The 12,303-nt window shown below is 46.2% G+C and carries 7 protein-coding genes; 1 reads left to right on the forward strand and 6 read right to left on the reverse strand.

Annotation, left to right across the window (positions count from 1 at the left end):
• Window positions 1–1,305, reverse strand: coding sequence for an ABC transporter ATP-binding protein (locus HPL003_RS04180; protein ID WP_014278365.1), 1,305 nt, complete (start codon window positions 1,303–1,305; stop codon window positions 1–3).
• Complete coding sequence (locus tag HPL003_RS04185; protein ID WP_014278366.1) at window positions 1,302–2,105, reverse strand: ABC transporter permease; 804 nt, start codon at window positions 2,103–2,105, stop codon at window positions 1,302–1,304. Before HPL003_RS04185 ends, HPL003_RS04180 begins: the two co-directional genes overlap by 4 nt.
• Window positions 2,106–2,242: 137 nt before the next feature.
• Between HPL003_RS04185 and HPL003_RS04190 the strand changes: the two genes are divergently transcribed.
• The gene (locus HPL003_RS04190; protein WP_014278367.1) at window positions 2,243–4,696 is read left to right on the forward strand and encodes an O-antigen ligase family protein; all 2,454 of its coding nucleotides are present in this window, start codon (window positions 2,243–2,245) and stop codon (window positions 4,694–4,696) included.
• A 68-nt stretch (window positions 4,697–4,764) separates the two neighbouring features.
• On the opposite strand, the gene galU is transcribed toward HPL003_RS04190, so the two are convergent.
• The 4 genes from galU to HPL003_RS04215 form a co-directional block, all read right to left on the reverse strand.
• Window positions 4,765–5,661, reverse strand: a complete 897-nt coding sequence (gene galU, locus HPL003_RS04195) for a UTP--glucose-1-phosphate uridylyltransferase GalU (RefSeq protein ID WP_014278368.1) — start codon at window positions 5,659–5,661, stop codon at window positions 4,765–4,767.
• A gap of 194 nt (window positions 5,662–5,855) precedes the next feature.
• Complete coding sequence (locus tag HPL003_RS04200; RefSeq protein ID WP_014278369.1) at window positions 5,856–8,366, reverse strand: U32 family peptidase; 2,511 nt, start codon at window positions 8,364–8,366, stop codon at window positions 5,856–5,858.
• A 559-nt stretch (window positions 8,367–8,925) separates the two neighbouring features.
• A complete protein-coding gene (locus HPL003_RS04210) occupies window positions 8,926–10,839 on the reverse strand; it encodes a stalk domain-containing protein (RefSeq protein WP_043922553.1) in 1,914 nt (637 codons plus the stop codon).
• Between the two features lie 48 nt (window positions 10,840–10,887).
• A complete protein-coding gene (locus HPL003_RS04215; protein ID WP_014278372.1) occupies window positions 10,888–12,129 on the reverse strand; it encodes a S1C family serine protease in 1,242 nt (413 codons plus the stop codon).
• Window positions 12,130–12,303: the final 174 nt, after the last annotated feature.

Below are 12,303 nucleotides of genomic sequence, written 5' to 3' on the forward strand. Positions count from 1 at the left end.
TCACTCCGAACTCTCTAAAGTTAAGTTATCCATTACTTTGCTAATATTAATTTCAACTTTAGGATCTACAAGGCCGGCTGCTTTTTTTGTTTCTGCCACTTTAAAAGTTAAAACATCATATCTTCTGTCCATGACTACGATGTTATCATCGACTAATTCAATAAACCCCAAAGAAACTACATAATCGCCTGCATTTAATATTGTGTTTTGTGTAAAGACGACATTTAAAATATCATCCTTCTTATAATTTTTCAAATCCAAACCCTCGAAGCTGGTATTGGTTCCGGTTATTTCGACCCCCGAAACAGTTTTAATCGTATAGGCAGCAAGTGATGAATAAGTATCCTTATAATACTGAAGTTTGAGGGAAATGGTTATTTTTTCACCATGCCTGTATATTCTTGATTTATTCCCGTCTTCGCCATCTAACCTAAAGGATATAATCTTCCCTTCCCCATTGCCGTATCTATACTCTGAAGGAGCTTGTTTGCTATCCAACAATTTTGATTCGCCCAAAACCGGGATATCCTTATTTTTTTCTGTTGGCTTAGCGGCTATCACTCCATTTTCCATTTCAGCAATCAGTTTAGTGTATACATTGATAACATGATTTGGATGTCCTTGCTCAATAAGCTCACCTTTATAGATCAGGACCGCTTCATCACAGAATTGCTTGACTAACCCCAAACTGTGGGTAACGAACAGTATAGTAACTCCTTTTTCTTTTAGCTCCTCAAATTTTCTAAAACATTTACGTTGAAAACTCTCATCCCCTACTGCAAGCGCCTCATCAACAATTAATATATCAGGATCAACATTAATCGCGACAGCAAATGCTAGCCTCACATACATACCACTACTGTATGTTTTAACAGATCTATCAATAAAGTCACCAATTTGGGCAAATTCAATAATTTCATCTATCTTCGTTTCAATTTCTTTCTTCTCTACTCCTAGTATGGAAGCATATAAAAATATATTTTCCCTCCCAGTATAATCCGGATTAAAACCCGCACCAAGTTCTAGCAGTGCAGATATCCTGCCTTTCACGTTAAAATATCCAGATGTAGGTTGCAGAATTCCTGTGAGGATTTGAAGAAGTGTACTTTTTCCAGAACCATTAGGACCAACTATACCGCATGTCTTCCCTTTTTCCACTTTAAAAGAGATTCCTTTCAAAGCGTTTATTTCAGTATTTTTTTTCCCTAAATTGAAAATCTCCAGTAATCTATGATAAGGCTTATTGTATACTTTATATGTCTTCGTTATATTTCCAATTTCTATTGCCAAGTTGTTTTCCATCATAGTACATCAACAAATCCTTTTTTCGATTTTTGGAATATATATTGCCCTAAACAAAACACTATAATTGAAAATGCATAAAGATAAATGAGTTTCCCGTTATCAATAAACTGTAATTTAAACAAGCCATCTCTTATTCCTTCCACCACATGTATTAGTGGATTCCAGAAAAACCAACCTTGGAATTTTTGTGGTACAACATGTATAGGATATATAATTGCGCTGGCATAAAAAACGATATTCAAAACTACACTTACGATCTGTCCCAAATCTCTAAAGAAAACATTTAAACTGGCACACAACCAGCAAAATCCTAGAGTGAACAAAACTAGAGGGAATATATATACCAATACATAAAGTAACGAAAGGCCAGAGACATGTTGGCCTAAGAAAAACATCCCGCCAATTAATATTAGAAAACCTATTAGAAAATTTACCGCGTTAGAAAGCAACAAAGAAATCGGCAAAATTTCAGAAGGAAACACTGTTTTCTTAATTAAATTACTATTATCAAGCACAACTGAAGTAGAACGGCTAAGGGTTTCTGAAAAGAAAATCCATGGGAGCAGCCCCGCGAACATCCAAAGTGTAAAATTATTGGTTCCCAGCTCCATGCCCACTCTCATTTTTAGCATCCAGGAGAAAACAAGGGAGTAGACTGCAAGAGTTGTTAACGGATGAATAATTGACCATAAGAAACCCATCATCGAACCTTGATAGCGATTTTTTAGATCCTTGACCATAAAATTTTTAATAAGATATTTATGGTTAAAAATACTTTTCAATGTTGTTCTTAAATACATCCCTGATATCTCTTCTTCCTATATTTAAGTTTTTAATTCACAGAGTTAGCATCTTCCCGTGGTATACTGCTAGTTGGTTCCAAGGCGTCATTATGCTAAAATATTGACGTATCTACAAGAAAAGGAGATTGTAAACCTTGTCGAATCCAGTATACGGGAAACAGGCCAAAACGTCGACCCGTGACGATAAAAGGCCGGCTATGTTTTGGGTGTTAATTGTTGGGATCATTCTGTTCTTAGCTTGGGCCCCCTTCCAGGCTGCACTTTTTAATGGGCAAATGCTCGATTTTGAAAAGCCTCTGTATTGGGCTTTGATCATCAGCACGATTCTATTGATTTTGGGAATCGTAACCTATTATAAGAAATTTAAATTGGAAGATCAAAGAGACTGGTTGGCGGTGCTTGTCATGTTGCTCCCGCTGACATATGTTCTCTCGTTGATTTCGGCTGCTTCTCATTATCTCGCTATGAACATGGTAGTGGTGCAGTGCATCTATGCCTCATTGTTCATCATTACATTGTACGCCTTGCGAGATCGGTTGAGCAACCGGATCATCCAAACAGCGATTATGACCGTTGCTTACCTTATTATAGGCTTCGGATTCATTAACTGGTTCGGGCAGTGGGTATTGGCCGGTCGCTTGGTAGGATGGTTCTCGTCGATGGTCATTGGCAATCATTACACTGATGCTGTCATGACGGACTCCAACGGCTTACGTCTAACATCAGTTTTCCAGTACGCGAATACATATGCAGCATTTTTGATGGCGTTTTTGTTCGCGGCAGTCTTTTGTCTGATGAAGTCGAAGACGTGGCATGGAAAAGCGGTACACGGCTTTATGCTGGTACCTATTCTGGTATCACTGTTCCTGACTCTTTCACGTGGTGGCCTCGTGATGCTGCCCGTAGTATTTGTACTGTTACTCTTGTTCTTTAAACCTGCACGTCAAATTTTGTGGATTCTGCATTGTGCAATTGCGGGCGTGGTTTCACTTGCTATTTTGAGCCCCATTACAAACTGGGGATTGCAGCTGAATCAGACCTACAATGGCGCTGAGGCGGCAAAAGGCTGGGGACTGCTGATTGGCGCTTCTGTCGTGACTGCTGTTGTTCTCTGGCTCATACAAGCCTCTCTGGGGTCTCGTTTGGAGAAAGGGCTGCAAGGCCTGGCCTCACGTAAGCTGTCAAACCTGTGGCTTCCTGTTGGCTCTGTGATCGTAATTGGTGTAGTTGCGTTCCTGCTGATCGGTACAGGGCTACGGAGCTTTCTGCCAGCCAACGTGGAGACACGTCTGGAAAATATCAACTTCCAGCAGCATAGTGTGCTGGAACGTATAACTTTTTACGGTGATGCTTCCAAGCTGATTGCTGACTACCCGTTGATTGGTGCAGGTGGTGGCGGTTGGGCTACACTGTATGAAAAATACCAGGACTATGGCTATACAAGCCGTCAGGCACATAACTTCTTCATGCAGTATCTCGTAGAGGTTGGTATTCTTGGATTCATTATTTTCATGGCGTTCATTCTTTATATTTTCTACAAATATATTAAGAGCTACATCAAGAAGGATGAGGAGCATCGGGATAGTCACTTCCTGTACCTGATTTTAACCATGTCCATTCTGCTGCACAGTCTGCTGGACTTTAATATGAGCTACGTGTTCATGGGCATGCTGGTGTTTATAGGATTGGGTGGTATGGCTGCCGCGATGGATACACAGCCTGTAAAACGTTTGGCGATGAAGCCTGAGGGCTTCCGTCCGATTTATAGTATCGTCATTGGTATTCTCAGCATTGTGCTCCTGTTTGTGGGACTGCGCTTTATACAAGCCAGCAGTGCTGCTCAAGAAGCCAAAGCACTGGAAAGCAGCAATTCTTTTGAAGAAAGACAAGCTGCTTACAACAAAGACTTGAATCTGCGTCCAACTCACATTGATTCCATTGTTGGCTTGTCTCGTATGTATTATCAGGTGTATCAGCAAACGAAGCGCGAAGAGTTCTATACAGGCGGTCTTGCCGTTCTAGACCTGGGGTTGAGTGCAGAACCGTTTAATAAAAATATGCTGATCATTGAGATGAGACTTGAGCAAGCCAAAGGAAACAATGACAAGGCCTTTGCCATTTTGGAAAATAACCGTGCTAATTTCAATTGGGATTTGGACTGGCACAATTTGCTGATCACTCAAGCGTTTGAGTTTGGTAATAAAGCTCGTTTGGCCAAGGACACAGCGAATGAAAAGAAATACTTTGATGCTGGAATGAGTGCTTATCAACGTATTTTGGATGGTATGGCTCATTTGAAGACATTACCTCCTACTCAGCTCACTGGCCGCCCTTGGGAGATCACACCATCAATTGCGTTGAATGCTGGTAAGATTCAATTTGTATCTGGTAAGCCTGCAGAGGCTGCCAACATCCTCAAAAACGGCTTGAAGGACGACCTGAGTGATGCTACGAATCGCGAGGTCGCTCGTTATTATATTGCCGCTCTACAAAAGCAGGGACAGGATGACAAAGCATTGTACGATAAGCTGATTAAAGTTGATCCGAAGGAGCAGGAGCAAATCGCGCAGTTAAAATCGGAGAAATAGGTATACAAAAATAGACTGCCATGATATCACATCATTTGGCAGTCTATTTTTATATTAAGTATGATAGGCTATTGCAGCTTCACCTGTTTTTGTTGATCAATCTCTTCTATGACCTGTCTCATATAAGCCAATACTTCATCTTTAATTTCGTTATGCTGCAGGGCATAATGGATGGTTGTTTCAATGAATCCCAACTTCTCCCCAACATCATGACGGTTCCCATCAAATTCATAGGCTAGGATCGGATTCTTTTCACCCAGCTTGGACAATGCATCCGTCAATTGAATCTCCCCGCCTACTCCAGCGGATTGCTGACCAAGGATGTCGAAAATATCTGGCGTCAAGATATAGCGTCCCATGATCGCCAAGTTGGAGGTTGCTTCTTCTTTCTTCGGCTTCTCCACCAACCGTTCTGCCTCTGAGATCTTCGAAGTAAGTGCATGCCCCTCAACAATCCCGTAACGATGAACCTCGTTCCAATCCACTTGCTTTACACCTACAACCGAACGCTGATACTCGTCGAAAACGTCTATCATCTGTTTGAGACATGGATTCTCAGACTCAACGATGTCATCACCTAAAAGTACAGCAAAAGGCTCATCCCCTATGAATTTACGTGCACACCATATAGCGTGACCTAAGCCTTTGGGCTCCTTTTGGCGGATGTAGTGTATGTCTGCCATTTCTGATGGCTTGCGCACCTCATTGAGCAGATTCCACTTTTCCTTGGCGGCCAGATTATGCTCCAGCTCAAATGAATAGTCAAAATGATCCTCAATCGCTCGTTTACCTTTACCAGTAACGATAATAATATCTTCAATCCCAGATGCTACAGCCTCTTCAATAATATATTGAATGGTTGGCTTATCTACAATCGGAAGCATTTCTTTGGGCATCGCTTTGGTAGCAGGAAGAAAACGGGTTCCTAATCCCGCAGCAGGAATAATCGCTTTTCGGATTTTCATGGGTTAATCTCCTTTGTCTTCAATATAACGGATAGATATACTTCTCTGATTATAACAGGAAGATAGATTGATTTGATAGGTTAAAGAAGAAGACATCTTCCCTCAAAGAGAACATGTCTTCCAATCTCTAGCTTGCTATATGAATATATTATGCTTCTATGATCTTTCTTGCTCCAGCACAAATATACAGTTATTTACTTCACCAGTTGCCCACGTGTAACGCCAAGCTGGTTCGTCGCTTTAAGCGTCTTCCAAACCTGCGTACCGCTGATTTCTCCGCGCAGAGCACGGTTATAGAGGTCAATTACCTCTCGTACCTGCTCTGGTGTCTCCTCCAAAAACTCCACGCGGTAGCGGGACACGCCCAGCTCCATAAAGTTGGACAGGTACTCGGCACCTGATTGCTCGATGGCGTTGTATACCGTGTTGCGACAGCCTTCGTCCACGCGAACCGGGTGAGACATACCAATCCGGTCGCGCAGAGATGCGCGATGGTCCTCACACGGACGCCCGCAGTTGGTGTAGTCCGTGCCTTCGCTCATGAAGGTGCAGTATACACAATGTTCGGTATGGAACATCGGCATATGCTGCTGGATCACGATCTCCAGCTTATCGGTACGTGTGCGTCTGAGCATATCGACCATTTGCTGGATGTTCAGGTCATACGACGGCGTAACCAGGTCACAGCCGGAATCCAGGAACAGATCAGCCGCTTTGTGGTTGGCGACATTCAGCGAGAAGTCACCGATCAGCTGCGGATGATGTGCGTCCGGATTTTCCAACCGATGACGCATGTAGAAGTACAGCGCCCCCGGATTGCGTACCAGCACAGCATCCGGCTTGAGCCGCAGGATGTTGTTGTGGTAGCCGTTTTCACCTGGCATGTGAATACGCGGGGTCGCCAGTGCAATTCGACGCCCTGCGGCGTGTACAGCCTCTACGGCTGCCGGGAATTGCTTGATGAACTCGAAGTCGGCGTAGATGAACTCCACGCCGGCCTCCAGCGCAGCCTCAACCTGCGGGAGGCTGCGGCACAGCGCGGTCAGCTCTGCCTGACCGCGTGCCACTGGCGATGCGGGAACCGATGCATCGCCATACACCTCTACCGCCCGCTTCGTGTACACGGGCGGTTTGGGGCGCTCGCCCGCGAGCAATTCCACCGCCTGACGGCGGATGCTGTTCAGCTCGCGCATCGGCACGATGACGTCCCCATGCAGATGGACGTCCAGCTCTTCCAGCTGGAACACCGTTCCGCCCAGTCGGCCGAACTGCTCCTCAAGCAGTTCGCGCGTCATTGGACGCTTCTGGGCGATTTCAAGTTCCAGCTCGGAATCCACCCGGACCGTCGTGCCTTTCTGCACATCGGTCCACCAGGTCGACAGCGGCTGCCCTGGAGAGCCGCTGACACGCACATGTACCGGGAAGACACGGTACGGCTTGTCGGTGTCATACGTCTGGCGCAGACGCTTGTCCAGCGCCGGGTCGTTGGTCTTCCAAATGCGGTCGCCGACATGTACACGGCGCAGATCGACATCGTTGCGTCCCGCTACGATATCGATGATCCAGCCTTCTCCGGCTTCGCCTTCGATCTTTACGCCCTTGCGGCGGATATCGTATACGCGTCCGCCTTCTTCTTTTTGCGTGGGATCTCCCGCATCGAATACAATACCGTCGCCACGCTTCAGCGGCGCATCAATACGGCATACTACACTGTCACGAAGTATTTGTTCCACCCGCCCCAGATACACACCTCGGCTTTTCGGGAACGTACCGTCAACCAGCTTCTTATTATTCGTTCCTTCCAGAAAACCGTGCGTAAAGCCGCGTGAAAAGCTTTGCTGAAGCTCGCGGATATCTTCTTTGCTGGTCTTGGAAGTATCACCATCAAAATACTTATCAATCGCCTTACGGTACTTGCTGACCACGTTGGCTACATATTCAGGCGTTTTCAGACGCCCTTCGATTTTAAAAGAAATGACGCCCGCGTCAATCAACTCCGGCAGCAGATCAATGGCAGCCAAGTCTTTAGGTGACAGCAGATACGTCACATCAGCCATCGGCTTTTGCTCACCATCCACCATCAGATCGTAAGGCAAACGGCATGCCTGTGCGCATTCGCCACGGTTCGCAGAGCGTCCGCCCCACATTTCAGAAGTCAAGCATTGGCCCGAGTAAGATACACATAACGCGCCATGCACGAATACTTCCATCGGAAGTCTCGCCTGCTCCCCTATTTTTTGAATCTGTTTTAAGTTATTTTCACGTCCGAGCACGACCCGCTCAATGTTGTACGGTTTCGTAAACTCTACCGCCTCCGGCGAGGTAATCGTCATCTGGGTAGAGCCATGGATCGGAAAATCCGGGGAAATATCGCGAATCATTTTCACCAAGCCCATATCCTGAGCAAGCAACGCGTCCACACCCGCATCCACGCAGGCATCGACCAGTTCCTTGGCATCCTCCAGCTCATTTTCAAACACCAATATATTGAATGTCAAAAAGCCCTTAACCCCATAGCTATGCAAAAACGCCATAATTTCAGGCAGTTCCTCCATACGGAAATTGTTCGCTCGCGCCCGTGCATTGAACTTTTCTACTCCGAAAAAGATCGCATCGGCTCCATTCGCCACCGCCGCACGCATACAATCCCAGTCACCGGCTGGTGCCAGAAGCTCGACATCTTCTCTTCGTACTGCTGATTTCATCTTTGTCCTCCCTATACTGAGAAATAACTTGTTATTCTTTGGTTAAGCGTTATTTTTCAGAGCAGCGATGCTGCTTATTTTAAAATCCTATGAACTATCATCCTATCCGATCATCCCTACTCTGAACCCCAGGCTCACGGGATCAATGGCATCCAACTCAAAAAATCCGCACGACAAGCATTTGCGGCATAATCATTCTTATCTTGTAACTAATCTAGTGTACCAGACTGCGCTCCAAGCTTCTACACTTTCCAAGCGATTCCTTGCAAAAATATCATACTAAAAATAAAAACACCCCCAATCCCGTCAAACGGTACATTGGAGATGCTTGAACAGCCTTTGATCTTACTGCTTACCTCACTCTTCAAAAGATTAGCACTCTTATGGTGGGCACCAGCGAAGCGGGCCATTTGAATCCGTAGAAGCGCAGCGTTCGCCTTTGACGCGGGATTCTTACCATTCAATCCCTTATACAATCAAAGAATCCCGGGTCAACAGCGATCAAAGGATCAAATGGCACGCGTAGCACTCCACCACCATACCCCGCCAATCTTTCCCTCTATTTCACAAACATAAACGAATTCAGCGTCGAATCCAGTGCGTTAGACTGCACGCCCGTATTGTTCGCGTCATTCAGCGTCGTTGCCACGGTATACGTTTTTCCGTCACGCTCCAGAACAATTTGGCGGCCTGTATAGCCAATGCCTTCTTCCACGCGGTGGAATGTAAAGGAAACTGCCGGAACCCCGGCGAACGTCACGTCCTTAACCTCTTCAACCTTGAGGTTTTTGTAGCTTTTACCCTGCTTATCGTAAAAGTCCTTGAGCTGAGATACCGTTAACTCGAACGATTGGTCATTATCGACTTTAATGGAAAAGCGTCCTCCGGTAAACTGGTATTCCACATCACCCAATTCAAATTGGTCACTAATCGCTGTCCAGTATCGTGGAATATTCACCGTGTACTCATAGGCTTTGGAAGCCTTTTTGACCGTTTTCGTTTTGTCTGCCAGATAGTCGTCCTCTTCCAGTTGTCCGAAGTTGCTCGCTACGGTTTGGAAGTCGATTTGAAGCGAGGAAATGAGCGCATTGAACCGATCATTCCCTTTGCTTACTTTTTCCGGCACAGCGTATTCAGCCAGATAGCGGTATCCATTTTGCTGAATCAGCACATTGTATTCCTTAACCCATCCGTCGCCAAAGTTATAACGATACTCCTGAACCAGCCCCTGAATCCCTGCAACCTCAAGCGGATACGTCTTCTGGGCCTCATAAGCTGTAGATACAAATGAATCACTCAGCCACTTTTGCAGCTGCTGACCCCAGTTCTCCAATTTCCCATCCGCTGGAGCTGAGGTTACTTTCACACGGAAGCTCGATCCATCATTGCTCTCATATTGCATCCGCTGATCATCCATTTTCCAGCCTGCGGGTATGCTGAGTGACACACCATAGTCAGGATTACCAGCCTCGCGTGTGCCTCCTACGACGGTGGACAAGTCTTTAATACTTTTATCCTGCGCATTGAAGGAAGTCTTGAAGGAATTTAACAGACCCGCATACTGTGCGAGATCCTTATAGTTCGTTGCTTTGGCATCGGAAAAATAAATGACATACAATCGTCCGTTGTCATAATACTGACGGTTTTCCCACAACACGCCGTCTCCATCCTTCGTAATGACACGCGCATAAGGTACCTTCGATTTCGGGAAGGATTTTCGATCTACAACGATTTCTCCCGTCTCCTTGGCTGCTTGCACCAATTGTTGGAGAAGATCGTCCGCATTCAACGGAACCGGCTGTGAGGCCGTATGCACTTCCATATAATACGCACTATTCTCGTCCATAAATGTGGAGATGCTCTCATCCCCGCCACCCTGACCGATGACGAGTCCTGTCGGATAGTTCATTGACCAATCGTAGTAGCTGTTCCCGATCTGCGTCTTGCCCTCATCATTATCAATGCTCGGCGTCTCTTCCGCTACCGTACCTGCCTCTTCTTGCGCCTCCATCCGAATGACAATTCCCGCACCATTCTTCTCCAGCTTACCCCCGAGACCTTCTGCTACTTGACGCAGTGGAACCATCAGGATACCTGATGACATTTCCGGTGGAGCGGGGAGCGTCACCTTATGACCGCTCACCCAGGCTGTACGGCTACCGATGGTTAGCGATACGACGCGAGCGCCGCTGCTAATTTTGACCACATTATCTTCCGCCAGCCGGATTTTGCTTTTAAATGCTTTTTTGAACACACCAGCCGGAACCATCAGCGCACCGCTTTTCGAATAAGGTTTTGCAATACTTGCATTCTGGCCGTTCACAATGGCTGTGTTGCTGCCGCCTTGCAGACGCAGCTCCAAGATCGTTTTATCGTTGTCCGCCGCAACTGCCGGCAAAGCAGATAGCAAAACGGACAATGCAACGGCACCAGCTCCCAGCTTATGCATCATTTTTCTTTGGATATGCTTCACAGTAATCTCCCTCTGGCTATATTTGATATCATACCGATCCGTTCTCATTTACTTCCCTGTAGATGCCGCCTCTTGGACTGACTCAGATGCTTCCTTGGAAGGCACTACATTGCCATCATCAGCCGACTCATCCGAGTCCCCGGAATCCTCTCCGGTCTGAATAGATTCATAGATTTCGCCATTATCCTGTGACAGTACCAACTTGCGTTTTACAATATCGCCGTCCGTCTGCATGAGCAAGCTCACCGTCTGACCCGGCTGATAGCTTTTAAGCATCTCGTTAACGTCGATCACGGAAGCCACACGCTTGCCGTTAATGCTATACAGTTCATCGCCTTCCTTGATTTTGGCCTGAACAGTACTAGCCGAAGTAATTTTCGTGACTTTCAGAGGGTCCTCCGTAGGCAGCCCCACAATAGCCGACCAGCTCTCTTCCAGCCCTAGGCCAAGACTGGCACGCCGAACCTCACCATACTTAAAAAATTGAGCAATAACATATTTCACCGTATCCGAAGGAATCGAAAAGCCCATATTTTCAATACCCACAGCCGAAAATTTCATCGTATTGATCCCGATTACCTCGCCCTTGAGGTTTACAAGCGGACCGCCGCTGTTACCAGGATTGATTGCGGTATCGCTTTGGATAAGACGATAAGCAGCGTTAACACCACGGTTCAATCCGCTGACGACACCCGAAGTTGCCGAATTACGCAGGGAAAAAGAAATAGGCGTACCGATAGCCACGACCTGCTCTCCCACCTGTAGATTATTCGGCGAGCCTGCTAGGGTAGCAGGCTTGAGGCCGCTTGCTTTGATTTTAACCAATGCCAAGTCACTGATCGGATCGCTGTAGCTATCTGTAATACTGTAAGATTTACCGTCCGAGGTCACGACCACAGCGTCATTTAATCCTTCAATGACGTGCGCATTCGTGACAATCCATCCATCTGTCCGAATGATGACCCCTGTGCCGTGAGCAAGGTTGTACCGATCTCCGCCTGCCACGGTTTGTCCCGTTGCTGAGCGACCGATGATGCCTACCACAGAGGGAGATACGTTTTTAACCACCTGCGGCACACGATCTGTCGATAACGTATATGTACCATTCGCGCTGTTATACGCGCCGCTGGTTCCTAGTGCTTTATTCACATCGCCTACATTGACATAGACTCCGCCGTTAATGACTTTTGCCTTCAAAGCGGTTCCGCTGCTAGCTGCACCTGCTGTTCCAGATACACACAAAGCGCTGCCCAAAGCAAGTATGACCGCCCTTTTCCCCATGTTACGCATATGTTCACCTTTTCCTCTCTAACATGACCCTGTTCTATCAGTTAGTCCAAATCTACCATACAGGAGACACGCATACAATCGCTTTAAGCCCTATCTTTTTCTAAAAAAGCTCTGTTTGCCGCTCACATGGCTCCTCATGTCATTTATACTATAGAATTACCAAATCCTTATATC

Origin of the sequence: Paenibacillus terrae HPL-003 (assembly GCF_000235585.1) — a bacterium.
Taxonomy (GTDB): domain Bacteria; phylum Bacillota; class Bacilli; order Paenibacillales; family Paenibacillaceae; genus Paenibacillus; species Paenibacillus terrae_B.